The sequence below is a fragment of the Halarcobacter sp. genome (assembly GCF_963675975.1).
Classification (GTDB): Bacteria; Campylobacterota; Campylobacteria; order Campylobacterales; family Arcobacteraceae; genus Halarcobacter.
This window is the reverse complement of sequence record NZ_OY780939.1, coordinates 1,509,196-1,534,505: the sequence shown is the minus strand read 5'-3', so window position 1 is coordinate 1,534,505 and position 25,310 is coordinate 1,509,196. Positions and strand designations below refer to the sequence as shown.

The 25,310-nt window shown below is 25.8% G+C and carries 22 protein-coding genes; 9 read left to right on the top strand and 13 right to left on the bottom strand.

The window, feature by feature from the left end:
• Positions 1-306 carry a DUF2325 domain-containing protein gene (locus ACKU3H_RS07510; protein WP_320036358.1) on the bottom strand — a complete coding sequence of 102 codons (306 nt, stop codon included), beginning with the start codon at positions 304-306 and terminating at the stop codon, positions 1-3.
• 154 nt (positions 307-460) lie between these two features.
• On the opposite strand from ACKU3H_RS07510, the gene ACKU3H_RS07505 reads away from it, so the two are divergent.
• On the top strand, positions 461-2,320 hold the full coding sequence (locus ACKU3H_RS07505) for a mechanosensitive ion channel domain-containing protein (RefSeq protein WP_320036357.1): 1,860 nt from the start codon (positions 461-463) through the stop codon (positions 2,318-2,320).
• A 4-nt stretch (positions 2,321-2,324) separates the two neighbouring features.
• On the opposite strand, the gene ACKU3H_RS07500 is transcribed toward ACKU3H_RS07505, so the two are convergent.
• The 10 genes from ACKU3H_RS07500 to ACKU3H_RS07455 all read right to left on the bottom strand — a co-directional run bounded on the left by ACKU3H_RS07500 (position 2,325) and on the right by ACKU3H_RS07455 (position 17,197).
• Positions 2,325-3,860, bottom strand: a complete 1,536-nt coding sequence (locus tag ACKU3H_RS07500) for a PAS domain S-box protein (RefSeq protein WP_320036356.1) — start codon at positions 3,858-3,860, stop codon at positions 2,325-2,327.
• Entirely contained in the window at positions 3,850-4,242 is a 393-nt protein-coding gene (locus ACKU3H_RS07495) for a hypothetical protein (protein WP_320036355.1), read from the bottom strand. The genes ACKU3H_RS07500 and ACKU3H_RS07495 overlap by 11 nt, the downstream gene beginning before the upstream one ends.
• 7 nt (positions 4,243-4,249) lie before the next feature.
• Positions 4,250-4,564, bottom strand: coding sequence for a hypothetical protein (locus ACKU3H_RS07490; RefSeq protein ID WP_320036354.1), 315 nt, complete (start codon positions 4,562-4,564; stop codon positions 4,250-4,252).
• 13 nt (positions 4,565-4,577) lie between these two features.
• Positions 4,578-5,885: a DNA polymerase IV gene (locus ACKU3H_RS07485; protein WP_320036353.1), complete on the bottom strand. Its 1,308-nt coding sequence runs from the start codon at positions 5,883-5,885 to the stop codon at positions 4,578-4,580.
• 55 nt (positions 5,886-5,940) lie between these two features.
• On the bottom strand, positions 5,941-9,696 hold the full coding sequence (locus ACKU3H_RS07480; RefSeq protein ID WP_320036352.1) for an ATP-binding protein: 3,756 nt from the start codon (positions 9,694-9,696) through the stop codon (positions 5,941-5,943).
• Position 9,697: 1 nt separating this feature from the next.
• Positions 9,698-12,664: an ATP-binding protein gene (locus tag ACKU3H_RS07475; protein WP_320036351.1), complete on the bottom strand. Its 2,967-nt coding sequence runs from the start codon at positions 12,662-12,664 to the stop codon at positions 9,698-9,700.
• Between the two features lie 318 nt (positions 12,665-12,982).
• Positions 12,983-13,522 (bottom strand): rhomboid family intramembrane serine protease, encoded by a 540-nt coding sequence (locus ACKU3H_RS07470; protein ID WP_320036350.1) that lies wholly within the window; start codon positions 13,520-13,522, stop codon positions 12,983-12,985.
• Positions 13,509-14,075 carry a hypothetical protein gene (locus ACKU3H_RS07465; protein ID WP_320036349.1) on the bottom strand — a complete coding sequence of 189 codons (567 nt, stop codon included), beginning with the start codon at positions 14,073-14,075 and terminating at the stop codon, positions 13,509-13,511. Before ACKU3H_RS07465 ends, ACKU3H_RS07470 begins: the two co-directional genes overlap by 14 nt.
• A 4-nt stretch (positions 14,076-14,079) precedes the next feature.
• Complete coding sequence (gene lon / locus ACKU3H_RS07460; RefSeq protein ID WP_320036348.1) at positions 14,080-16,497, bottom strand: endopeptidase La; 2,418 nt, start codon at positions 16,495-16,497, stop codon at positions 14,080-14,082.
• Between the two features lie 25 nt (positions 16,498-16,522).
• Complete coding sequence (locus tag ACKU3H_RS07455) at positions 16,523-17,197, bottom strand: outer membrane protein assembly factor BamD (RefSeq protein ID WP_320036347.1); 675 nt, start codon at positions 17,195-17,197, stop codon at positions 16,523-16,525.
• Positions 17,198-17,324: 127 nt separating this feature from the next.
• Between ACKU3H_RS07455 and ACKU3H_RS07450 the strand changes: the two genes are divergently transcribed.
• From ACKU3H_RS07450 to ACKU3H_RS07435, 4 genes are read left to right on the top strand one after another with little or no spacing between them, the layout of a single operon-like run.
• Entirely contained in the window at positions 17,325-18,089 is a 765-nt protein-coding gene (locus ACKU3H_RS07450) for a pyrroline-5-carboxylate reductase (protein ID WP_320036346.1), read from the top strand.
• Positions 18,076-18,366 carry a hypothetical protein gene (locus ACKU3H_RS07445; RefSeq protein WP_320036345.1) on the top strand — a complete coding sequence of 97 codons (291 nt, stop codon included), beginning with the start codon at positions 18,076-18,078 and terminating at the stop codon, positions 18,364-18,366. The genes ACKU3H_RS07450 and ACKU3H_RS07445 overlap by 14 nt, the downstream gene beginning before the upstream one ends.
• Positions 18,353-18,703 (top strand): prepilin-type N-terminal cleavage/methylation domain-containing protein, encoded by a 351-nt coding sequence (locus ACKU3H_RS07440; protein WP_320036344.1) that lies wholly within the window; start codon positions 18,353-18,355, stop codon positions 18,701-18,703. Before ACKU3H_RS07445 ends, ACKU3H_RS07440 begins: the two co-directional genes overlap by 14 nt.
• Positions 18,700-19,035 (top strand): hypothetical protein, encoded by a 336-nt coding sequence (locus ACKU3H_RS07435; protein ID WP_320036343.1) that lies wholly within the window; start codon positions 18,700-18,702, stop codon positions 19,033-19,035. The genes ACKU3H_RS07440 and ACKU3H_RS07435 overlap by 4 nt, the downstream gene beginning before the upstream one ends.
• A 5-nt stretch (positions 19,036-19,040) precedes the next feature.
• Here ACKU3H_RS07435 and rdgB read toward each other — a convergent pair whose 3' ends face one another.
• The gene (gene rdgB / locus ACKU3H_RS07430; RefSeq protein WP_320036342.1) at positions 19,041-19,631 is read right to left on the bottom strand and encodes an RdgB/HAM1 family non-canonical purine NTP pyrophosphatase; all 591 of its coding nucleotides are present in this window, start codon (positions 19,629-19,631) and stop codon (positions 19,041-19,043) included.
• Between the two features lie 74 nt (positions 19,632-19,705).
• Here rdgB and ACKU3H_RS07425 point away from each other — a divergent pair, with 74 nt between their 5' ends.
• Genes ACKU3H_RS07425 through ACKU3H_RS07410 form a run of 4 tightly spaced genes read left to right on the top strand, consistent with a single transcriptional unit; the run spans position 19,706 to position 24,593 of the window.
• On the top strand, positions 19,706-21,022 hold the full coding sequence (locus tag ACKU3H_RS07425; RefSeq protein WP_320036341.1) for an MFS transporter: 1,317 nt from the start codon (positions 19,706-19,708) through the stop codon (positions 21,020-21,022).
• Complete coding sequence (locus ACKU3H_RS07420; RefSeq protein ID WP_320036340.1) at positions 21,022-21,690, top strand: transglutaminase-like cysteine peptidase; 669 nt, start codon at positions 21,022-21,024, stop codon at positions 21,688-21,690. The genes ACKU3H_RS07425 and ACKU3H_RS07420 overlap by 1 nt, the downstream gene beginning before the upstream one ends.
• A 35-nt stretch (positions 21,691-21,725) precedes the next feature.
• On the top strand, positions 21,726-22,373 hold the full coding sequence (locus ACKU3H_RS07415; RefSeq protein ID WP_320036339.1) for a transglutaminase-like cysteine peptidase: 648 nt from the start codon (positions 21,726-21,728) through the stop codon (positions 22,371-22,373).
• A 15-nt stretch (positions 22,374-22,388) separates the two neighbouring features.
• On the top strand, positions 22,389-24,593 hold the full coding sequence (locus tag ACKU3H_RS07410) for an EAL domain-containing protein (protein ID WP_320036338.1): 2,205 nt from the start codon (positions 22,389-22,391) through the stop codon (positions 24,591-24,593).
• Between the two features lie 17 nt (positions 24,594-24,610).
• Here ACKU3H_RS07410 and ACKU3H_RS07405 read toward each other — a convergent pair whose 3' ends face one another.
• Positions 24,611-25,111, bottom strand: a complete 501-nt coding sequence (locus ACKU3H_RS07405; RefSeq protein WP_320036337.1) for a hypothetical protein — start codon at positions 25,109-25,111, stop codon at positions 24,611-24,613.
• Positions 25,112-25,310 lie beyond the last annotated feature (199 nt).

Below are 25,310 nucleotides of genomic sequence, written 5' to 3'. Positions count from 1 at the left end.
TTAATCCTCCTTACAATTGTTCACTTTTAAAAATTTGCAAACTTCACAATAAACTGAACTTGCACTTCTTTTTGTACAGATTAAAGGTATATTTTTCTTTTTTGCTTCTTTCCTATATTTATACATTGCATTATGGTTAATAAAATCAGTAAGCATAAGTACATAGTCTGTATTTTTTGGAATCTCTTTTCTACAAGCACTTGATTTTTTTCTAGTATCCCAATGTGTAATTGAGAATTTTCCTAATTCATCTAAAATACTTTTAATAGTATCTATCTTGTCTCCACCTATTATTAATACTGACATCTTATACTCCTTTTTATGATAATCAATATCAAAATAATACAATTCTAAACCTTAATATTTCCTGATATTGATAACTGTTATCATATATTATTTAATAACTCTTAATAAGTCTATTTTTTATATAATACGAATTATGCAAATTAATGGAGTTTATATGCACAAATTTTTAAAAATTTTTATTTTATATTTCTTTATTCCTTGTTATCTATTTTCAGCTCAAACACTTTTTACTGGGAATTTAGAAAAAGCAAAAGAAGAGATTCAATCTACACAAGAAAATCTTGATGAACAATCAATTGATCAAAAAGTAAATGAGCAAATAAAAATTGCACAAAATGTTATTAAAAATATTAATGAAGAGGTTTATTTATTAAAAGAGTTTCAAAATAAAGATTACAGTACAAGAATAAATTATCTTGAAAATAGAATCAGCTTAAATCAAAAAGAGGATAATAATTTAGCCATAAAAAGAGATCAGATTGAACTGCAACTTTTAAGACAAGAGGCATTTTATGAATCAACACTTAAGGATTTAGTTGAATCAAGAAGATCTTTTAAAGATATTGAATATTTTGAAGAAGTGTTAAATACTAACATCCAATATCTTTTAAAAAACAATTTTGATAAATTTCGAGCTATTTATGAAAATGAAAAAAATAATGAAAACAAAATCTCAAAAGAACTAACAGATAACTATCTAAAACTAGCAAATCAATATATTCAACAACTATTTACATTGAGATATTTGAAAGAGAATATAGATCAATATAGAACAACAAACTTTTTTATAGATAACTTTAATCTACAATATGTAATATCTATTATTGATTCAAACAAATTTATCTCCTCTATATCAAAATTTACTTCATATCATTTTAAAATGACAATCGGAGAGATTGTAATTGTTTTATTGGTTTTACTATTTTTTAAACTTTTTGTTACAAAAGTCATTACTATATTTATCTCTTTGTTAAATAGAATATTTATTCAAAATTATAACAGAGATGAAGATGAGGAAGAAGAAAATAAAGAGATTTTAGAATATATAGAAAACTCTATTCGAAAGCCACTTGTAATTGCACTTTATACTTTATCTATTCATATATCATTATACATATTAGTAAAAGACACCCTATTATTAAATAAAGTAGTGCCTTGGATAAATACTTTATATATAGGTCTTCTTACTTGGGCAATATATGCACTTCTATCAAATAGTATTACAAGTTTTGCTCAACATTTAGTTGAAAAATATCCTAATGTAAGAAGAGAGATGATTGTATTTATTCTTAGGATACTAAAAGTTATATTTATACTTTTAGTTATTCTTTTTCTTTTTACCCAATTAGGAATTGATATAAAAGCAATTGCTGCTTCACTTGGGGTTGGGGGTATCGCCATAGCCTTAGCATCTAAAGATACTTTAGCAAACTTTTTTGGTTCTTTAAATATTATGAGTGATAACTCTTTTTCACAAGGTGATTGGATACTTGCCAATGATGTTGAAGGTACTGTTGTAGATATTAGAATGAGAACAACAAGAATAAGAACATTTGATAATGCAATGATCACTATTCCAAACTCTGAACTTGCAAATACCCATATAAAAAATTATTCAAAAAGAAGAATTGGTAGAAGAATCAAAATGACTCTTAATATAACTTATGAAAGTTCTATTGATGATATATATAATCTTAAAAAAGATATCCATGAGATGCTTATCAATCATTCTGGTATTGCCAGTGAAAGAACAATCAAAGAGAGAAGAACAAGAAGATTTGAAGCAATAAAAAGAGAAGATTTAAATGGAGTAAAAAGAAACCTTATGGTTTATATAGATGAATATGGCTCAAGTTCTATAAATATTTTTATCTATTGCTTTTCGAGAAGTCCAGATTGGGAAGATTGGTTAGAAGTAAAAGAGGATGTAATTATGAGAATCAATAAATTAGTTAAAGAAAACAATTGTGATTTTGCATACCCTACGCAAACACTTTTTATGAAAAAGGATTAACCCTTTATATACTAATTTTAGGAATACTTATTTTAAAAACAGCACCTTTTCTAAGGTCTGTTTTATAAGTAATCTCTTCGTTAAAAACTTCTAGTTTTCCTTGAAATCTATTTTCTATCACATCTTTAGCCATAAAAAGCCCAATACCAGTCCCTAAGCTTTGATGTTTAGTGGTAAAATATGGTTCAAAAATTCTATCTATATTATTTTCATCTACCCCACCAGCATTGTCTTTAATATATATAGTATAAAACTTCTCTTCAATATGACTCTCTAAAAAAACAATTTTATTATCTATATTTTTATTAGAAAATGCATCTTTCGCATTATTTAACATTGTGATAATAACTTTAATCAATTCGTGAAAAGGTCCTTTAATATTAAACTCCATATCACTTTTAATTTTTAAATCAATATTTGAAGATTTAAAACTATTTAATATAAAATTCTCAACTTTGAAAAAAAGTTCTTTATTTGAAAATTTGGTATTTATATCATCTGTTTTAAAAAAGCTTTGAAACTCATTTATTATTTGAGATAAATATTGAGTCATATTTACAATTGCAGACAAACTTAAATCAAAATCTTCATCTTTTAAGATTCCCATCTCTTTTTGTACTTTTATCCCTGATGCTGCAGTTGAAATAGTACTTAAAGGTTGTCTCCATTGGTGAGCTATATTTCTTAACATCTCTCCCATTGATGCAAGCTTTGCTTGATGGAAAAGAAGTTTTTCATTTCTTTTTTTATCATCTTCAAGTTTTAATAATTCTGTAATATCTTCACCCGAAGATATCATCCCTGAGATTGTTTTTTTATCATCATAAATATATCTTCTTCTCCAAAGAATTGTTCGTTCTTTATCATCTGAACAAATCACGTTATATTGAATTTTTTCAGATATATCTACTTTATTGTTAATTGCATTTACAAAATCAAATATCTCTTTTTGTCTATCTTTTTTTCCAACAAAATTATTAAACCAATTTTTTCCTAAAATAGAATGCTCTTCATGGTCTAAAATCTCACAAGTTTTTCTATTAACTAAAGTGATATTGCCTTGTTTATTTACAACTACAATAGCAACATCAACAATATCAAGATATAGTTGCATAGTTTTTGTTTGTTCTAAAATAGTATCTTGAATACTTTTTCTTTTTGAGATATCAGTGATAAACCCTAATGTATATAAAAATTTACCGTTATCATCAGAAATATGATTTATAAAAATCTCTACCCAAATAATTTTTTGATCTTTTCTTATATATCTTTTTTCTAAAGTATAACTATTATCTTCTTTTTGTTGAGTTTCATTATATAAAATCAAACTTTTATCTATATCATCTTTATAAGTAATATCTGAAAAATTTGATTTAAGTAGTTCCTCTTTTGAATATCCCACTATCTCACAAAACTTATTATTAACTTTAGTAAAGTCCCCTACTTTATCTAAATAAATAATACCCACACGTGAGTGTTCAAAAAGAGATTTATAATCTTTTTCTAAGTTATCAAATTCTATATTCATTTTATCTTTCAACTAACATATCTGCTTTAGTTTTTAGTTTCCTATGTAAAAACTCTTCTTCTCTTTTTGTGAATTTTTTCTCTTTTTTCTCTTGAGTTTCTGCTTTTTTTGTTTTTATTACTGTCTCTTTTTTCTCTTCTTTATTCTCTTTTTTAAATAAAGTCAAAATTAAATATATTGAAAAAAGTATATTAAATATTATAATAAACCATTTAATTAGTATGGCTAATTCTAAATACTCTAATTTCTCTTTTAATGTTAGATATTGAACAATATCAGAATAAATAGCATTAGCAAAAACTACTACTATAAGTAAAAAACTAATTAAAAGCACTTTTCTTCTAAACTTATAAAGATAATACCAAAAAACTGCTGATTTTACTTGTTTAAACATATTAAACCTACACTAAAAAGTCTAGACCTAAAATAGCTAAAGCACCAACTAAAGATTTTGTTTTTAAATCATCTTTAATTTTATTTTCCTCATCTGTAATAATTATTTCTAACTCTTCATCTGTATAATCATCAAATGTTTTATGGTGTTCTGCAAGTCTAGCTTTTGTACTTAAGATTGCTTTTTCTCTGATTTTATTTTTTATAGATTGTTTTAACTCTTTACCCTTTATTGAAGGGTAATCAAAAGCTTTAGTAAAATTTTCAGAAGCTAGGTTTAATAGTTTAGTTGATCTTTCTTTTACTCGATTTTTTATACTCATTTATAAAATCCACCTACCTTTTTTTTATTATATCATCTTTATTTGTTATTTTTTCTTTTAATTCTGATGCAGTTTTAATTATATCAACTCCATACTTATCCCTTAAAGATTGTAATTTATTTGTAAGTTCCCTTTTTTTTATATCCTCTTCATACTCAAATATATTATAAGTAAACTCTTTTGGTTTTGAAAAGTTTGATACAGTTAGGTTTAACTGTACTACACTATGACTTGGATGAATATCATTTTCAAGAAAAAGTGTTTTCATTTTTGCCTTAAAATCACTCTCATTGAAAATTCTATTAACATTTACATAGTTTTTAGATTTTGTATTTGATTCATATTTTATTTTTATAGCATAGGTTAAAGGATTTACATCACTTTTTTTAACTATAAAACACAAATATCTTGATAAAATTATTACTCTTCTGATTAGCTCTTGTCTATCATAAATAGGATCAAAAGTTCTTCCTATACCTATTGATTTTTTATCTCTGTGTTGAGTTAGTTGGGTATCATTTATTCCACAAACTCTATTATATAAATCTATCCCTGGCTTTTTCCAAGAATAAAACAGATTTTTTTTATTTTTTATATCTCCTAGAGTTTTTATTCCATAACCTTGAAGTTTTTGCTGATACCCTTTTCCTATACCTGGAAACTCTTTTATAGGAATATCTTTTATGAAATCATCCATATCCTCTTTTTTTACATATTTTACACCATCAGGTTTGGCATATTCTGTTATTAGTTTTGCTAAATATTTGGAATGGGCAATCCCGATTGAAATTGGAAGTTTTAGCTCTTTTTGAATTTTATCTTTTAAATAATATGCAAAATCAACAATCTCTTCTTCACTTATATATCCTCTTAAATCACCAAAAAACTCATCTATTGAGAATTGTTCTACTAAAGGAATTTCATATGATAATAGTTTATATAGTTTTTGAGAAAGCTCATGATATAAAGGATAATTTGGTGGTATCATTTTAAGTTTGGGACAAAGCTTTAAGGCTTCGTTAACACTCATCGCTGTTTTAACCCCAAATTCTCTTGCTTCATAAGATGAAGTTGTTATTATTCCTCTTATTTTTCCATTTTCATCTACAAAATAATCATTAAAAGTTTTTTCACCCTCATTTGTTAATATGGTACTTACAAAAGCACCATTATTTTCACTAATTTTACGAACCTCTTTTTTAGTTGAGAAAATATTTAAATTACTTCTACCTCCAACAGCAGCTGGAATATTTCTTAAACTATAATCTAAAGTTCTGTGAGCAGATACAAAAAAACAATCTAAATCTAAGTGTATGAACATGGAGTAATTATAGCGACTTTTATTTCATATTGCAATAAAATTGCAATATGAAATTTTATAAATAACTATCTACTTTTGTTTTCAATAGTTTAAATAATTTAGAAACCTCTTCTTTATTAGATTTTTCAAGTTCTAATTTTTCTAAAATTTCACAAACCTCATCTAAACATACATTTAAAGCAGAGTTTTTAATATAATGGGCTTTTTGAGATATTTCTTGAAAATTAGATTCCTTTACAAAAACTTCTAATTCACTCATATCTTTTTTTATATCTTTTTTAAACTTCTCAATAATCATATTAGTAATAGACTCACTAATTCCCAATTGAGCCATAATCTTATTTGTATCAAATTCTAATTTTTCTTCTGAAGGTATAATTTCTAAGTCTACTTTTTCTAACTTTTTTTCTTTTATGCTATTTTTTAAAAACTTATTGAATAATTCAATTAATTGTTCTGTATTAACAGGTTTACTTAAATATCCATTCATACCCAAACTTAAGAATTTTTCTTTATCACCTTTAATTGCATTAGCTGTAAGGGCAATAACTGGAGTTTCAACTAAATTATTCTCTTCTTCATATTTTCTTATAGCTTTAAAAGAATCTATACCATCCATTACTGGCATATTTATATCCATTAATATTAAATCATATCTATTGTTTTTAAAAGCTTCATAAGTTTTTTGTCCGTTTTCTTGAAGTTCAAAATCAATATTTAAACTATTTAATATATAAGAGATCAATTCTTGATTTGCACTATTATCTTCTGCAACAAGAATTTTCCCTTGTAGTTTTACATCATTTATTTTATCTTCTTTGATATTTGTATTATTTTTCAATAATAACTCTTGTAAGCTATCATTAACTTTTGATGCATAAAAAGGCAAAGATACAAATTGTTCATCAGTTTTAGCAACTATATTTAAAGCATCATCCTCATATTCCAATAATATCAGTTTTGGAATATTTTTGTAGTTTTCTCTTATTTTTTCTAATTCTAAATTATTTTCATAAGGACAAACTAAAATATAATCCTCTTCTTGCATATTTATTGTTCCAAAAATATTTAAATACCTTTTTATATAATGGTAAGTATCATTTTTAATATCTAATACTTTAAAATTTAATTTATCTAAATAGTCTTTACTTTCAAAAATTGTAGCTTCACAAGTATTAAAAGATAAATCAAAATAAAACTTAGTTCCTTCATCAAGTGTACTATCAACAAATATAGCAGAATCTAATGACTCAACAATATGTTTACAAATACTAAGTCCTAATCCTGTACCTTCGTATATTCTATTTGATTTATGGTCTATTTGAATAAAAGGTTCAAAAACTGTTTGTAGTTTTTCTTTTGGGATACCTATACCTGTATCAATAACTTCAAATCTAATTTTTACATCATTTCCGCTATCTTCTAAAACAAAAATATTTAAAGTAACTAATCCTTTTTCAGGAGTAAATTTTATAGCATTACTTAATAGATTTGATAAAACTTGTCTTACTCTAACACCATCTGTTCTTACACATAAAGGGATTTTATAATCTAAATTAAATATCAATTTAATATGTTTTTCTAAAGCTCTTTTTGAAAATAATTCAACCACATGTTCACTAATAAAATATATATCTGTTTCTTCAATACTTATTTCAAAATTTCCACTTTCTATTTTAGAGATATCAAGAATATCATTTATAATCGTAAGTAAAGTATTTGCACTTGAATGTATTATTTTTAACTGTTTAACAATAGTCAAATCTAAGTTTTTGTTTTGTGTTAATACATCTGAAAATCCAATAATTGCATTTAAAGGAGTTCTTATTTCATGGGACATATTAGCTAAGAATACTGATTTTGCTTCATCAGCTTTCTTTGCTCTGTGTAAAGTCTCTTTTAAATAAGCTGTTCTTTGCTCTATTTGTTCTTCTAAAGTATGATTAATCTCTTGTAACTCTTTAGTTTTTTCATCAACTTTTTCTTCTAAATGAGAATTTAAAGCTTTTTGATCTTCAACTAAAGCTTTTATTTGAAAGGCCATGTCATTAAATGATTGTTCAAGTTTTCCAATCTCATCATTTGAAGATATTTCTATTTGATAATCTAACTCTTTATTTGAGAATTTTTTTGTTGCTATTAATAAATTTGATATTTTTTTACTTATATAATTTGACATCCAAATTGCAACTGCAATTATGATAATAATCATTAGAAAAGTGACAACTGTCAACTCATTTATTAGATTTTTTATATACTCTTTTACTTGTATAGTATTTTCATTAACAATATCTTTCATAGCATTTGTTTGACTATTTAATATATTTTTAACATTCTCTTTTGTTTCATTAGCAGCAGCATGAAACTCATCAACATTTGCTCCTAAAGTAATAAAACCAAATCCTCTTTTAGTATCACCATATTTACCAGTATAATATGGAATTGTAGCAGCTGTAGTTAGCTTCCATACTTTACTCCAATAGATAATAAAAGAACCAAAACCACCATTTTCAGTAACTTGCATCCAACCTTGACACTGAGGTGCAAAGTTTAAGTATCTACAATCTAAGCCAACATTTCCATCACTTGCTAGTTGTTTTATATTTGGTTTTTTCTTTAAACTTTGCTCTTCAAAAGTTGGATATGTTTTTAAAAACTCATTTATCTCTTTTCCTGAAGCTTGGTATTTTTCTGCAATATCTGCACTAAGCCAAGGCATCTCTCTTTTTCCAGTTTCTTTATTAAACCCTGTAATAAAATAATCTCTTGCATGGGAAATATTTCTACCTTTATAATCCCACATAAAAGTATAATTACCCTCACTTGCATCTGCAATATCTTGTTTAACACTAATTTTTGTAGGGTTTGAAGTATCCGTAAATTGCATAATATGTTCATGATCTAAAGCTAAAGATACATATCCTTGTTTTTTCCCATCTTTATATACAAGTGTTACAAATCTAATAATACCTTCAAATTTTTTTCCAATAGGATTTTCTTTTCCTGCATAGGCATATTTTTCTGGTTCAAATTCTATATTTGCTTTTTTTGCTTTCTCTTTGGTAAAAGTTCCTATAACTTTTGTTTTTACATACTCTCCAATTACATCTGATACATAAATCTCATCTTTTTTTAGGTTCTGAATCTCTTTGAAATAATCTTCAGAATTGATATAGGTATTTTTTTTATTTGCGATATTATGAAGCTTTTTATCAATTTGTGATACTTTATATATCTCATTTCCAGCTAAATCAAAATATGTAATCTCTTTATAAATAGGAATATTTTTTGTTTTATATTCTATTGGATCTATATAACTAAATTCTTTTTCATTGTCTTTTAAATCGGCTGTTGTTTTATCTCTTTTAATCTCTTCATGTTTTATTGGATTTATCCAAGTATTTGTAGCATCATCATATACATATTTGTTATGAACAATGATATCTTTGTTTTTACTCTCATAAAACTCTTTAAGTACCTTTTGATTAATATCTAATTTTGATAAAAGTTTAATATCACTATCTCTTTCATATAAAAATTGCGCAACATTATTTGCTATCTCGTAAGATAATCTTTCTAGTGCCAGCTGTGATTTTTTGTCTAAATTTTTTATACTATCTTCAATAGATTTGTTTGCAGTATTTATCACTATTTCTTTGTTTTGATTAAAAAGATATCTTGTACTATTTTGAATATAGTCATCAAGTTTTAAGGCACCTTCATAGGCTATATAAGCAATCAAAAGAAGTGGTATAACTTTTATAACTATAAAAAGAAGAATTAGTTTTGCTTTTATTGATAGATTTTTCATTTTATAGCCTTTTAATTATTGCTTTATTTATCTCTTTACTAATTATAGTAAAAATCTCTATTTTTTCATCTTTATTTAACTTTTGTGTTTCAAGTTTAGTTAAATATCCAGAAACCTCATCTAATGCTACATTTAAAGATGAATTTTTAATATAATGAGCCTTTTGTATTATATTTTCTTCATCTTCATCTAAAATATATTTTTCCAGTTCATCTAAATCTTTTTGAATCTCATTTTTAAATTTATTAAAAATTAAATCTGCAATATTTTCACTCACACCTAATTTTTGTGCAATTTTTGAAATATCTGTAGTTTTTTCTTTTTCTTCTTGTTTTATTTTTGTATTTACATTTAGATACTTTCTAAATACATCTTTTAGTTCAAAAGTATTAATTGGCTTACTTAAATAACCGCTCATTCCTAGTTTTAAAAATCTTTCTTTATCCCCTTTTATTGCATTAGCTGTAAGGGCAATAATAGGAGTTGAATTTATAGCTTCAAGTTTTTCATATTCTCTGATTTTTATAAAGGCTTCAATACCATCCATAATTGGCATATTTATATCCATAAGTACTAAATCATAACTGCTATTTTTAAAAGCTTCATAAGCTTTTTTACCATTCTCTTTTATATCAAACTCTATTTCCATATCATTTAAAATATATGTTATTAACTCTTGATTTGCCAAATTATCTTCTGCTACTAATATTTTACCACTAAAAGTATCATCTGAATCTACTTTTATTTGTTGTCTACTATTATTTGATTTTCTTAATAAATCTTGTAAAGAATCGTTTACTTTGGAAGCATAAAAAGGTAAAGATAAGCCATTTTCATTATCATTAAATTCAAATTCTAACATATCTTTTTCATATTCAAAAAGTATTAACTTAGGAATTTGTTTATGCTCTTGTCTAATCTCATCAAGATTATTTCTTTTATAATCACAAACTAAAATATCAGCATCGTCTTTTTTATCTATTTGACCAAAAATATTTAAATATCTTTTTATATAATGGAAAGAATCTTCCTCTTTATTTAATACTAAAAATTTTAATCCATTGGGATAAGAATCTTTTTCATTAAACTCTTTTTCACATATATTACTTTCTAAAATAAAAGAAAATTTTGTACCCTTGCCTACTTCACTTTCTATTTCAATTTTAGAACCTAAAGCTTCAATAATATATTTAGAAATACTTAAACCTAAACCTGTCCCTTCAAACTCTCTATTTGATTTATGATCAACTTGGATAAAAGGATCAAAAATTCTTTGAAGTTTTTCTTTTGGAATACCAATACCTGTGTCTTCTATAGCAAAGCTGATTTTCATTGTATTTTCATTTGTAGATTCTATATTTACATTAAAATTAACTATCCCTTGTTTTGGAGTAAATTTAATAGCATTACTTAAAAAGTTTGATAATACCTGTCTTATTCTAACACCATCTGTAATTAAACAAAGTGGTATTTTTTGATCTATATTAAAAATCAATTTTATATCTTTTTCATTTGCTTTTTTTGAAAACAACTCAACAACATGTTCACAAATATAAAAAATATCTGTTTCCTCTTTTGATATTTCAAAATTTCCACTTTCAATTTTTGAAATATCTAAAATGTCATTTATAATTGCCAATAAAGAATTTGCACTACTATGGATAATATTAGATTGTTTTTTACTCTGAACATCTATCTTACTTGAGTTTCTTAATACCTCAGAAAAACCTATAATTGCATTTAGTGGTGTTCTTATTTCATGGGACATATTAGCTAAGAATATTGATTTTGCTGCATCTGCTTTTTGGGCTTTTTGTTTTGATTCTACTATATCTGTGATATTTAATCTTATAGCTAAAAACTCCTCTATATTATTGTTATAATCAAGTATTGGTACAATAGTTGTGTTAACATAATATGGGGTTCCATCTTTTGCTTTATTTTTAACTTCACCTTTCCAGATTTTTTTTGCTTTTATTGTTTTCCATAAATTTTTAAAAATATCTTTTGGCATATCTTCATGCCTAATAATATTATGACTTTTACCTAAAAGTTCCTCTTTTTTAAACTTGGAAATTTTTATAAATTCATCATTTACATATGTGATAATTCCATTTTTATCAGTTTTTGAAACAATAGCACTAGTATCAACAGCTTTTTTGTATTGATTTAATAATTTAATTGTATTATTTAGAGTTGCTGTTCTTTGATTTACTTCATTTTCTAATTCAACTTTTACTCTTTTATGTTCTTTAGTTCTTTTTATTGAAATTATTGTGTAATGTATTCCTAAAAGTAATATTACAATTGAAAAAATAGACATTAAGATATTAAGCTCTTTAGGGGTTAAAAGAACTCCACTTTCAAAAGGTATACTTATTTCAACTACACCTCTTACATCTCCTATTTTCCAATCTTTTTTTGGACTATCAGCTCTGTTGTTGTGACACTCTACGCAAGTATTATCTAAAAATACATCAGCAACTGCTAATCTAAATGTCCTTTTATTATCTATTACAACATCTTTTTTATATACATCCTCTGGATTATTTACTAAATAAACTAAGGAATCTTTTTCAAATTTGTCTAGTTTTCTATCTTTTCTATTTGGATAAGGATAATCACTATAAATTTTTATCTCCATGCCATCTTCTGGAAGTATTAAACTCAAATCATGCATCATAGTAGCAGCTAAAGGTATCGTTAAATATGATTCTTTGTGATCATAATCAATATCTATAGTGGTGTTATATCTTATTTTATCTACAACATTACTGGTATAATATATTCTAGTTTTTTTCAAATAATTTAATGTTTTTACAGCATCATTTGTCATATCTTCAATTTTATTTTCATATGAATGTTTTGGAATAACAACAAAAACTATAAATGACAGAACAATTGAAATAACAAATACAGGTCCCACATAAGGGTCAAATATAGGAGAAAAAATCTTTTTTAATTTCATAAAATACCTTAAATTACTTCTTAAGTGTAACTTATAATATTTTATTATTTATATACTTAAAGTACCTCTTTTAGAAACTATTAAAGCTATAGAGTTAAGATTTTTAGTTATAATTTGCGTTGAAAATTATCAAAAGGATTAATCATCAAATTAGAACCATGTAGAAACTGCAAAAGTGAGATTAAACCAAAGCTTAGAAGATGCCCATATTGTGGAATATTAAATCCCACAGTAAAATTAAAAGAGATTTTTATTGGAATAGCAATAGTGTTAGTAGTTATGTCTATAATAACTTATTTTATGCCTCAACAATAATAACTAAAAAGTTATTTTTCTAAAAACACCAAATAAAAAACCTAAAGCCAAACCAATAAAGTGTGAATACCAAGCAATAGGAAGTCCTATTAAGATTGGTGCAACTGAGATTATTAGAATCCAAGTGATTATCCCTTTTCTTTGATATTTATCAAAATAAGCAATATATCCCATAAGTACACAAATTGCCCCTGAAGCTCCTACTAGATTTACTTGATTATCAAGGTAATAGATATAAAGATAACTTAAAAGCGAAGTTAAAACTCCCCCTACTAGATATATAAGTAAAAACTCTTTTTTACCTCTGTACTTTTCTATTAAATTACCAAATTGATATAAAACAAACATATTCATAGCAATATGCCCAAACCCTCCATGGGAAAACATAGAAGTTAAAGGTTGCCAATAAAAACCACCTTGTGTGAAATATAAATTTAATCCTAAATATAAACTTCCATATTGAATATTTGTTTGAATTAGAAACATTATAATAGTTATAACAATAATAATATTTGTAATTGTAAAATCTTTAGTAGTTAACATAATTTTTATAAACCTTTATTGAACATTCTATTCTGTCTTTTATTGCATTTTCATACAAAAATTTAAAATCACTTTCAAATCTTAATAACTCTTTTGAATTTATTCTAAAAGAGCTAATCAAGGTACCTGCACCTAGTCTATCAATATTTTGATTTTTTTTATCTTTTTCTATCAATTCATATCTTATTTTTAAGTATTTTTCAATATTTTCTTTAGGTTTTACACCAATTAAACTTTCATAAAAACTATCTAATAAAGGTAATTTAACTACATCTTCTATAGTTGAATTATTTTCTAGTTTTAAATATGAACCTTCAACTTTATAATACCCCTTGTCTAAAGCTTTTTGTGACTTTTTTAAAAGATTTAAATCTAAAAGACTTACTTTTGTAAAAGTATCAAGTTCACAAGGAATTTTTTCAATTTTTATAATATCTTCATCTTGGGAAAAATAGTTACTATATAGTGTGATAGTAATAGATATAAGTACAATAGAGGCAAATGTAAAAAAGTTATTTACAACTTGGCTATCACTTGCCCCTGATCTTCTCATTAAATTATATCAATGCTTCTTTTAAGACATCATCAATAGTGTCAACTGCTTTGATTTCCATAGCTTCTTTTACTTCTGTAGGGATTTCATCTAAATCTCTTAAAAAGTTTTTTCTAGGAATTAAAGCTAATTTCATTTTAGCTTTATATGCTGCAATTAATTTCTCTTTTAATCCACCAATAGGAAGAACTTTTCCAGTAAGTGTAAGCTCACCTGTCATACAAATATCTGATCTAACTTCTCTTTGGCTTAAAATAGAAGCAATAGTTGTAGCCATAGTTATACCTGCACTTGGTCCATCTTTTGGAGTTGCACCTTCTGGAATATGTAAGTGAATATCAAATCTTTTATAAACCTCACTTGGCTCAAGATTTGTTTTTTCCTCTTCCTCTTTTAAAGTTTTAGGGATAATATTCTTATCTATTTTTAATTTTTTATTATCAATAAGAAGTTTTACAACTGAATATGAAATTCTTGATGATTCTTTCATCACGTCACCCATATTTCCAGTTACATTTAAAATCCCTTTTCCTCTAAGTTTAATAGCTTCTGTTTTTAATACATCTCCACCAACTGAAGTCCAAGCTAAACCATTTGTAACACCTATAGTATTTTTCTTATCTGCTGGGTCAATTTCAAAAATTGGATTATCTAAAAACTCTTTTATATTTTTAGTATTAATTGATACTTGTTTTAATTCTCTATCTTTTAATAACTTCTTAACAGCTTTTCTAAATAATTTAGCAAATACTCTTCTTAGGTTTCTAACCCCTGCTTCTCTTGTATATTTAGAAATAATTGTTTCAATAGTAGTTTTTGATAAAGATATCTCACTTCTTTTTAAACCATGTTTTTCCAACTCTTGAGGGATTAGATAATCTTTAGAGATATGATACTTTTCATTTGGAGTATAAGATGACATCTCAATAAACTCCATTCTATCTCTTAAAGGTGCAGGAATACTTCTAACATCATTTGCTGTTGCTACAAATATAACTTGTGATAAATCAATTGCAAAATTTAAATAAAGGTCTCTAAACTCATGGTTTTGTTCAGGGTCTAAAACTTCAAGCATAACTGCTGTTGGATCACCTCTATGATTTGCTCCAAGTTTGTCAATCTCATCTAATACCACAACTGGATTCATAGATTTTGCATCAACTAAACCTTTTACAATTCGTCCTGGCATAGCTCCAACATATGTTCTTCTATGTCCCCTTAACTCATTTACATCTTCCATACCACCTAAAGCAACTCTTACTAGTGGTCTTTTTAAAGCTTTTGAAATAGAGTTTGCCAATGATGTTTTACCAACACCTGGAGGTCCCACAAAACATAACACTGTACCTTTTGATTTAAGGCTTTCAATTTTTCTCTCTTCAAGCATCTCTTTTACAGCAAAATACTCAGCAATTCTCTCTTTTGGTTTATCTAAAGAATAGTGATCTTTATCTAATTGTTCTTCAACATTTTTAACAGATATCTTTTCATCTGCATATTCTCCAAAAGGTATATCTAAAACATTTTCTATATAAGTTTGAAGTAATGAACTATCAGGAGAATCCTGATGCATTCTACTTAATTTTTCTATTTGTTTTTTTGTTTCTTTATAACCATCTTTTGGCATAAAAGGTTTTAGTTTTTTTAACTTCTTTTTATAAGCTTTTATCTCTACATCTTTTTGATTATCAGACCCAAGCTCTTTTTGTATAGCTTTAATTTGCTCCTTTAAGAAGTAATCTTTATGTGTTTTTTCAATTTTTGAGTTTACTTTTTGAGTAATCTCTTTTTGAATTTTAAAACTTTCTATCTCTTTTTTAATAGTTTCTATTATCTCTAATAATCTTTTTTCTATATTTGTTTCAGAAAAAAGTTTATAAGCTTCCTCTTTTTTTACTCTTAAAACAGAAGAGATTAAGTCAGCTATTCTTGAAGCTTCATCATTTTCTTCTATTGTTTTGATTAAATCAGATGGGAACTTTGAATTGATTCTTGATAATTTTTTTACTTGCTCAATTAATACATCAACAATAGAATCAACACTCTCTTTTGAATACTCTTCATCTACAAGTTTATCAACATAAGCTTGTGTTGGATTTTGTTCATCAAAACTTTTTATATGACCTTTTGTAAGTCCTTGAAAAAGTACTTTAATCTTCCCATCAGGAAGACTTACTTTTCTCATAATATTTCCAACAACCCCTACATCATAGAAGCCATCTTTTTCTCTTTTTCCCTCAAACCCTGGTTTACTTACAGTAACAATAACTAATTTATTCTCTTCAATTGCATTTTCCACTGCTTTAATATTGTCTTCATTATTTAGAAATAGCGGTGCAATCATAAAAGGGTATAAAAATACATCATCTTCAATAATTAATGGTATACTTTGAGGAAAAGAATCGTAATTTTCTAACTCCATAAAAACTCCTAAAATTTATAGTTTCTTAAAATAATATATCTCTTTCAAATGGGTATCTATAAAAAGGAACATCTACTGGTTCAATTTCTTCTGGATTAACCCAAGATTTTTTTACTTTTTCATTATACAGTTTTGCTGCCTTTGGCTTATCAAGTCTTTCATATAAATCAGCTATCTCTTTATCCAATGTAGCTTTTGCCATATATAACCTTGAATTCATTGTACTTACTAAAGGTGTATATGGTGATCTTGGAAAGTTTTTAATAAAATCTTCAATTTGAGAAATAGTATCCTCAATCAATTGTTGATCTCTTAAATCGTATGCAAAACCTTTGAAGTTGGCTTTAATCTTTAAGTATCTTACATAATCAATATTTTTGCTAAGTGCAAATCTTTTTATATACTCATCTAAATAGAAATTTGCTAACTCATACTCTTCTTCATCAATATGTGCATTTGCAAGTATCAATAATGCTGTTGAAAGAAGTGGAGAATTTCTATGCTCACTTTCTAAAGAGATATATGTATCATCTGCATCTTCTAAAAATCCAGTACTTATCTCATCTGCCATTTTATTAAACCAATATAGTGCTGGTTTATCAAATTCTTGAATTTTCTCAGATTTTTGAGAACAAGCTGAAAATACAAAAATTAAGCTTGCTGCTAAAAACAGATTAGTAAACTTTAAATAATTACCCATTAAATAGTCCTTTTTTATCTTAAAAGAGATATTCTATCTAATAAAACCTTGCTATTTTCTTACTTTTTTTGACCTAAATTCTCATATTGGTTATAATATAAAAATTAATTAAATTAAGAGGATTTATATGAAACTTACATTAATTGGAAATGGCTTTATGGCCCAAGCCTTAGCTAAAGGATTAGTTAAAAATTTTGAAGTTGAAATTATTGGAAGAGATATTAATAAACTAAAAAAAGTTAAAGAGGCTATTCCAGATGTTGAAATAAAACAGTTAGATGATACAGAAGATATCACTGATAAAAATATAGTATTTTGTGTAAAACCTTATGCCCTACAAAGTGTAGCAGCAAGATTGGAGGGTCAGGCAAATATACTATTTTCAATCCTTGCAGGTACTACTTTAGAGAGTCTAAGAAAACAAATCAAATCAAAATATTATGTTAGAACTATGCCAAATGTAGCTGCATCTGTTAGTAAATCTGCTACAACTATAACAGGTGATAAAGAGGCTAAAAAAATCGCTTTAGAACTATTTACATATATTGGAAAAGCTGTATGGGTTGATACAGAAAAAGAGTTAGATGTAGCAACAGCAATAGCAGGAAGCGGTCCAGCATTTTTATGTTTAGTAGCTGAAGCTTTAAGTGATGGTGGAGTAAAAGCAGGTCTAAATAGAAGTGTAAGTAATGAATTAGTTCAAGGACTTTTTGAAGGTTATGCAAAACTATTAGAAAACAACCATCCAGCTATTATTAAAGATTCTGTAATGAGTCCAGGTGGAACAACTGCAGCAGGTGTAGCAAAGCTTGAAGAGGGATCAGTAAGAAGTAGCATGATAAAAGCTATTGAAGCTGCTCACGAAAAAGCAGTTGAAATTGGAAAAAAATAGTTTTTCACTTATTGAAACTTTATTTAGTATAGTTTTATTAAGTATTGTCATAGTAGGGTTTAGTAAATACTCTTACTATGATAATTTTGATAAAGAATTTAATACTTTAAACAATATAGAAAACTCTTTTAACACTAAAAATTATAACTCAAATTTTCAAACAAATTCTAAAACAATCCAAATACTTATAAACGATATAGAAGAAAAAAATATAAATGTTAAACAAATTAGCTATAAAGATGAAAGAATCGAGCTTGTAAAATATGAAATCAAATAAAGCATTTTCACTATTAGAACTAATTTTAGTTATATTTATCTCCTCATTTGTACTTATTTTTGTATTTAAATTTTCAAAAGACTTATATCTTGTAGAAAGTGAAACTAGAGAGATTTCAATACTAAAAATCGATTTAAACTCTACAAAAATAATTATTGAAAAAAATCTTCCAAACATAATCAATAAACTTAAATATAAAGACACTACTTTATATATTGATGATAAAATTTTATTAAAAAATGTAAGTAATTTTTCTCTTATAAAGGGATCAAAAAAAGTTATTATAGATATTACATTAGATGATAAAATATCTCAAAAATGGGAATTTGAACTATGAAAAAAGATAAAAAAGCTTTTTTACTTTTTTCTACACTAATCTTAATCTTTATATTTTCTATATTAAGCATAAAAATATTTGAAAATAAAAGTATAAGCTCAGAAAATATATTAAATCAATACAATTATATACAAGCTAAAAACCATCTAAAATTTCTAGAAGAGTATGTTTTAAGTATAAAATCTTTGGATTTAATTGACAAAATACAAATCAAAAATAGTAAATTTGACATTATTGCTTTAATTGAAAAAAAGGATGGAGATTTTGAAGTTGAGCTAATAGTAAAAGCTAAAAATGAAAATATTAGAGTTTATAAAAGAGTTATAGTTTAACTCTTTTATAATATTACATCTAAAACTTTTTTTGCTAAAGATAAAGCCCTACTTCTATGTGAAAACTCTTTTTTTATTTCATGGGGCAGTTCACCTAATGTTTTATCAAAACCATTAGGAATAAACATTGGGTCATAACCAAATCCATTATCACCAATCTCTTTTGCTACTACTTCACCATGCATCCAACCATGTACTGTATAAACTTCATTTTTAAAAACTATTGCTATACAAGCAGTATAAAAAGCTTTTGTTTTTTCAATATTTTTCTCTTTTAATTTTGAGATTAATTTCGCATTATTTTTTTTATCATCTGCATTTTCACCTGCATATCTTGCAGAATATATTCCTGGCTCGTTATTTAGTATAGGAACTGAAATTCCACTATCGTCTGATATAACTATAATGTTCTCATCAGCGATCCTTTCATATATCTCTTTTGCTTTTTTTACAGCATTTGCTTTAAAAGTATCTCCATCCTCAATAACTTCATACTCACCTATTAAATTTTTGAAAGGAATTATTTCTTCATTTGGAAGAAGTTTTTTAAACTCTTCAATTTTTCCTTTATTACCTGTAGCTAAAACTATTTTCATAATTTTCCTTTTAACACTATTATCAAGTTTATTGCTATATAATTTTTTCTTTATTTTAACTTATGGGATTATATATGATTAAATCTATTTTACCACTTAGTTCTATTATAGCACTAAGATTTTTCGGACTTTTTATAGTTCTTCCTGTTTTATCAGTATATGCAATTAATCTATATGGAGCAACAACTACTCTTGTTGGTGTTGTTGTTGGAGGATATGCTTTAACGCAAATGATATTTCAAGTTCCTTTTGGAATTATGAGTGATAAACTAGGGAGAAAAGGTACAATTATTACAGGACTTATTCTTTTTGGTATTGGTTCAATATTCTGTGCAATTGCTGATGATATCTTACTTCTGATGTTAGGAAGATTTTTACAAGGTGCAGGGGCAATAGGTGCAGTAGTAACTGCAACAATTAGTGACTTAGTTAAAGAGGAACAAAGACCAAAAGCAATGGCAACTATGGGGATGGCTATTGGTATGAGTTTTGCTGCTTCAATGATTTTAGGGCCAACAATTAGTTCTTTTGCTGGTGTTGAATCATTATTTTATCTAACGGCTGTTATAGCTTTTGGTTCAATTTTTATTTTAATTAAATTTGTTCCAAATCCACCACAAATAACCCATTCAAATCCAACTGACAAACAATTAATACAAGTTTTAACAAACAAAAACTTAATCAAGATGAACATAACAAACTTTTTACAAAAAGGTTTAATGACTTTTGCATTTATGATTATTCCAATGGTATTAATAAACAACTTCCAATGGGAGATGTCAGATTTATGGAAAGTTTACCTTCCTGCGATGATTTTTGGGGTATTAGCAATGGCACCAGCTGCAATTATTGCTGAGAAAAAAGGTAAATTCAAAGAGATATTAGCAATAGGTATTGTATTTTTTGCAGTATCTTATTTACTAATTGGTTTAAGTTCAACTTCTTTAATCTTTGTAATTGGGGTAGTTATATTTTTTATTGGTTTTAATATGCATGAACCAATTATGCAATCACTTGCTTCAAAATTTGCAAAAGTTCATCAAAGAGGATTAGTATTAGGTATCTTTAATGCCCATGGTTATTTAGGTACTTTTATTGGGGGTGTTTTAGGTGGTATTTTCTTTGAAAAAGTATCTTTATCTTCTTTAGTTATGGTTATAGCTGTAGTTTGTCTTATTTGGATTATTTTGATTTTAACTATGCCTAATCCATCTAAGAAAAAAACTCTTTATGTACCTTTAACTAGTCAAGCTCAAAACAATAGTAAAAACCTTGATAAAATTTCAGAGATTGATGAATGGTATATAAATGATACTGAACAAACTATTGTAATAAAATATGATAGTGACCTAATCGAAGAAAGTATGATTCTTAATACTTTAAGACCTTGATGAATTCAATCTATTTTAATATAAATGGAACTAAAAAAAGATTTATTTTAATAAGTCTAATTTTAGTTTCATTCTCTTTTTCACTATTTGCAGATAATAATTTCAATATTTCAAATACCACAATTGAAAAAATTGGTTTAAAATATGGTAAAAAAGCAAAAAAAAGAGTTCAAATGTGGAATGATACAATGAAAAATGTTAGCTCAAAAAATATTTTTCATAAACTAAAAGATATAAACGATTTTTGGAATAAAATTCAATATCGTCAAGATTCAAAAGTGTGGCAAAGAAAAGATTATTGGGCATCACCTTTTGAGTTTCTAGCGGTTGGAGCTGGAGATTCAGAAGATTATGCAATTGCAAAGTATATTACTCTTTTAAACTTAGGTGTTTCAAATAAAAAATTAAAAATACTTTATATGAAAAACTTATCAGAAGAAACTCATGCTGTATTAACATATTTTCATAAAAGTGATTCAAAACTTGTTGTCTTAGATAATATAAATAAAAATCTAACATTAAAAACTAAAGAAGAGATTCAAAAAACTAACAAAAATTTTTTAAAAATAAGCACTTCATATATTAATGATATAAATCAAAGTGTAAAAATAAAATATAACAAGCAAAAAGTTGACAAAGAGATTATTTTAAATACACTTAAACTTTAATAGACTATAATTTATACTAAAAAAGGGGAAAAGTAATGAAAAAAATATTTGTTATATCTTTTTTCATTGTTTCATTAACCCTTACAATAACAATTGCAAATAAATCCTTTAATATTACAGAGCAAAAACTTCAGCAAATTGAAAGTAAATATGGTAAAAAAGCCAGAAAAAGAGTTGAGCTTTGGGATAAAACAATGCAAACTTCTAAAAATCAAGATATTTTACATAAACTAAAACAAATAAATGACTTCTGGAATAGAGTTACATATAAAAGAGATTCTGTTGTTTGGAAACAAAATGACTATTGGGCTGCACCATTTGAATTTTTAAGTGTTGGAGCAGGAGATTGTGAAGATTATGCAATTGCAAAATATTTTAGTTTAAGAGAACTGGGAGTTCCTGATGATAAGCTTAGAATAACATATGTAAAACTTATGAGAAGAGGTACTAAATTTGAGGAAGCTCATATGGTATTAACTTATTATCATAAACCAGGTGCAACACCTATTGTATTAGATAATGTAAATAAGAGATTAAAACTAGCAAGTAAAAGAACAGATTTAAGACCAGTTTATAGTTTTAATGCAAGTGGCTTATGGCAAGCAAAAAATAAAGGAAAAACTTCAGTTAGAGTTGGTTCAAACAACTTAAAAAACTGGAAATCTATGATGAATAGAATTTAAAAGGGGATTAAAAATATGTCTTTATCAAAACAACTGTATATGATTATTGCTTTTATATTTTTTATAATATTTAGTGGTAATTTTTTTATTAGCGTAAACAATATGAAAGACTATCTAGAAATAGAAGCTTCAACGAAAGCACAAGATACTGCCACTTCAATAGGAATGAGTCTAAGACCTTTAATAAATGATAAAGAAGACCCAGAAATCCAATCTATAATTAGAGCCATATCAAATAGTGGCTTTTATAAAGAGGTTAGACTAGAAGATGCAGATTTTATTATTACAGATAAAAAACTTATTGAAGCTTCAACTGATTTAAGTGATTCAAATTGGAAAATAAATAAAGTCTCTGTAGATTCGAAATTTGGATATATAGAAAAAATTGAATCTGACCAATCAATAAGTGAACAGCTATTAAAACTTGAAAATGAGCAAGATGAGATTGATTTAAGTGGTATGTCAGATAGTGTTAAATATAGATATGTACCTAGTGAGATTTATAAAAAAGGTGGAAATATCACATTTAATTTTACAGCTTCAAAAGATGGGCAAAGAATTGATACATTTGCAAATATTACACTAAATAAAGTTTTATTTAAAGAGAGTAGAGATATTAAATTTGACTATGTTCCCCAATGGTTTATAAAACTTATCCCTATCAATCTTGAAGAAAAATATAGTGAGATCTCAAATGGTTGGAACACAGCAGCTGTTATTTATGTAAGCCCTAATCCGGGAGAAGCCTATGCTAAACTTTTTGAGCAAGCAAGAAATTCAATTATTTACGCATTTATAGCATTTATAATCTCTATGCTTCTTTTATTAGTTTTTGTACAATTTATTTTAAGACCTCTTAAAAAAATCGAAAAACTTGCAAAAAATATTGCAAAAGGGAATTTTGATGTAATTGAGCCTTTACCTTGGACAATAGAGATTAAAAATGTATCAATAGCAATGAATGATATGTCAAGAAAAATAGAAGCAATGATAAATAAACTTACAAATAATCTTAGCAATCTATCAAAAAAATTATCAGAAGATGAACTAACAGGATTAAATTCAAAACAACCTTTAGAAACAGATATAAAACAGATGTTTATAAAAAAAGAAACTGGATATATCTTTGATATAAAAATTGATAACCTTTCAAAATATGTAAAAACACATACAAATGAAGAGGTTGACAATTATATTATCAAATTTGCAAATGTCTTAAAAGATTTGTCTGAAAATTCAAAAGCCTATAGAATATTTGGTTCAGAGTTTTTATTAGTTATAAAAGATTGTGATTATGATGGTACAAAAGAGATTGCAAATAAATTGAAAAAAAGATTTAATGATTTATCAATAGAATTGAATATTGATGAAATTGCACATGTTGGTGGAACTCCATTTAATGAATTAGGAACTTTAGCTGAAATGAGACAAGCTGCCAATGAAGCCTATGAAAAAGCAAAACTAATTGGTCCAAATGAGATATTTATTAGAGATACTAATGACCTTTCAAGGGATATGAATGCTTGGAGAGAATTGATTACAGAAATAATTGATAATAGCCACTTTGAAGTTGATTTTATCAATGATACATATACTTTAGATAATCTTGATGAAAATATTATTATGCAAGAAGCCTTTACAAATGCAAAAGATAAAGAGAATAATCCTATCCCTATTGGTTCATTTGTTTCGATAGCTGAAAAATATGAAAAAATCGTCGATTTTGATAAAGCTGTAATCTCAAAAATTATCAGTTTTATACAAATAAACAATATTAAACATGATATTTGTATTAATCTATCTTTAGATTCTATTTCTAATAACAACTTTATTATGTGGCTTGAAAAAGAGATTTTCAAAAATAGAGATATCGCTTCTCAATTAGTCTTCTCATTATCTGCTTATGGGGTTGCAAAAGATATGACTCTATTTAAAGATTTTTGTGAGTTTATTCATAACTGTGGTTCAAAAGTTATTATCAAAAGATTTGAAAGTAAATTTGTACCAACTGAAAACTTAAAAGAGTTTAATCTTGATTATATAAGACTTGCTAGAGACTATACAACTAATATGCATAAAGATCGATCTAAAAAAGAGTTTGTTGAATCTATAAATGAGTTAGGAAACCTATTAAATATAAAAGTTTGTGCAGAATCTGTAAAAGAGGAAAAAGATTTAGAAACTGTTAAAAGTATTAATCTTTTCGCTATAAGTAAATAAAGAGATTTTAAATCTCTTTATTCATAAACTACTAACTTGTCATCCTCATCACTCTCTTCATCAAAAGTGTTTGAGAATAGATTTATGTAATCATATATATTGTCATTTACAAAACTATTTGCTTCATCCATAATTGTATTAAATAAAATATCTTTACAATCAGTAAAATCGTAGGGAATCAAATCTAAAGTTATACTTTTATTTTTGTTTTCATATAACCACAATGTTCCATTTTCACTTTTTATCCAAAATGCTATTTTTTCATATAATAATAAAGATTCAAAACTTTTTTCTAAAAATTCAGATAAAGAAGATTTTATTTTCTCTCTTAAATCTTTATCTACAGTTTTATCTTGAATAGATATACATACCTCTTCCCAAAAATTAGCAATACACTCATTTTTTTTATCAGAAAAAAACATTACTTCACGTTTTTGTAAATCTTCTATTATATCTTTAGTCAATCTCTTCTGTAAGGAATAAACTAATTCAGAGATTATTAATTCTTCAGTTTTCATAATATCTCCTTTTATTGATTATTTTAACACCAAAAATCAAAGCAAGTATTAAAAATTTAAAACTAATTAATTGTTTAATGTTAAACTGTTATTAATAGGATTTAATCTATTTTTTATATCTTTTTTATAAAGATATAAAGTTCAAGTTTATTTTATTATCAGAGAGTATATGAATAATTTTATTTTCAATATTTATCAA

What these genes read in the sequence shown, in the direction of transcription:
- ACKU3H_RS07485 (WP_320036353.1), bottom strand. Translation starts at nt 5,885, where the DNA reads ATGTTCATACACTTAGATTTAGATTGTTTTTTTGTATCTGCTCACAGA.
- ACKU3H_RS07405 (WP_320036337.1), bottom strand. Translation starts at nt 25,111, where the DNA reads ATGAAAACTGAAGAATTAATAATCTCTGAATTAGTTTATTCCTTACAG.
- ACKU3H_RS07420 (WP_320036340.1), top strand. Translation starts at nt 21,022, where the DNA reads ATGAATTCAATCTATTTTAATATAAATGGAACTAAAAAAAGATTTATT.
- ACKU3H_RS07475 (WP_320036351.1), bottom strand. Translation starts at nt 12,664, where the DNA reads ATGAAATTAAAAAAGATTTTTTCTCCTATATTTGACCCTTATGTGGGA.
- lon (WP_320036348.1), bottom strand. Translation starts at nt 16,497, where the DNA reads ATGGAGTTAGAAAATTACGATTCTTTTCCTCAAAGTATACCATTAATT.
- ACKU3H_RS07450 (WP_320036346.1), top strand. Translation starts at nt 17,325, where the DNA reads ATGAAACTTACATTAATTGGAAATGGCTTTATGGCCCAAGCCTTAGCT.
- ACKU3H_RS07470 (WP_320036350.1), bottom strand. Translation starts at nt 13,522, where the DNA reads ATGTTAACTACTAAAGATTTTACAATTACAAATATTATTATTGTTATA.
- ACKU3H_RS07510 (WP_320036358.1), bottom strand. Translation starts at nt 306, where the DNA reads ATGTCAGTATTAATAATAGGTGGAGACAAGATAGATACTATTAAAAGT.
- ACKU3H_RS07435 (WP_320036343.1), top strand. Translation starts at nt 18,700, where the DNA reads ATGAAAAAAGATAAAAAAGCTTTTTTACTTTTTTCTACACTAATCTTA.
- ACKU3H_RS07495 (WP_320036355.1), bottom strand. Translation starts at nt 4,242, where the DNA reads ATGTTTAAACAAGTAAAATCAGCAGTTTTTTGGTATTATCTTTATAAG.
- ACKU3H_RS07410 (WP_320036338.1), top strand. Translation starts at nt 22,389, where the DNA reads ATGTCTTTATCAAAACAACTGTATATGATTATTGCTTTTATATTTTTT.
- ACKU3H_RS07455 (WP_320036347.1), bottom strand. Translation starts at nt 17,197, where the DNA reads ATGGGTAATTATTTAAAGTTTACTAATCTGTTTTTAGCAGCAAGCTTA.
- ACKU3H_RS07425 (WP_320036341.1), top strand. Translation starts at nt 19,706, where the DNA reads ATGATTAAATCTATTTTACCACTTAGTTCTATTATAGCACTAAGATTT.
- ACKU3H_RS07465 (WP_320036349.1), bottom strand. Translation starts at nt 14,075, where the DNA reads ATGAGAAGATCAGGGGCAAGTGATAGCCAAGTTGTAAATAACTTTTTT.
- ACKU3H_RS07505 (WP_320036357.1), top strand. Translation starts at nt 461, where the DNA reads ATGCACAAATTTTTAAAAATTTTTATTTTATATTTCTTTATTCCTTGT.
- ACKU3H_RS07490 (WP_320036354.1), bottom strand. Translation starts at nt 4,564, where the DNA reads ATGAGTATAAAAAATCGAGTAAAAGAAAGATCAACTAAACTATTAAAC.
- rdgB (WP_320036342.1), bottom strand. Translation starts at nt 19,631, where the DNA reads ATGAAAATAGTTTTAGCTACAGGTAATAAAGGAAAAATTGAAGAGTTT.
- ACKU3H_RS07440 (WP_320036344.1), top strand. Translation starts at nt 18,353, where the DNA reads ATGAAATCAAATAAAGCATTTTCACTATTAGAACTAATTTTAGTTATA.
- ACKU3H_RS07415 (WP_320036339.1), top strand. Translation starts at nt 21,726, where the DNA reads ATGAAAAAAATATTTGTTATATCTTTTTTCATTGTTTCATTAACCCTT.
- ACKU3H_RS07480 (WP_320036352.1), bottom strand. Translation starts at nt 9,696, where the DNA reads ATGAAAAATCTATCAATAAAAGCAAAACTAATTCTTCTTTTTATAGTT.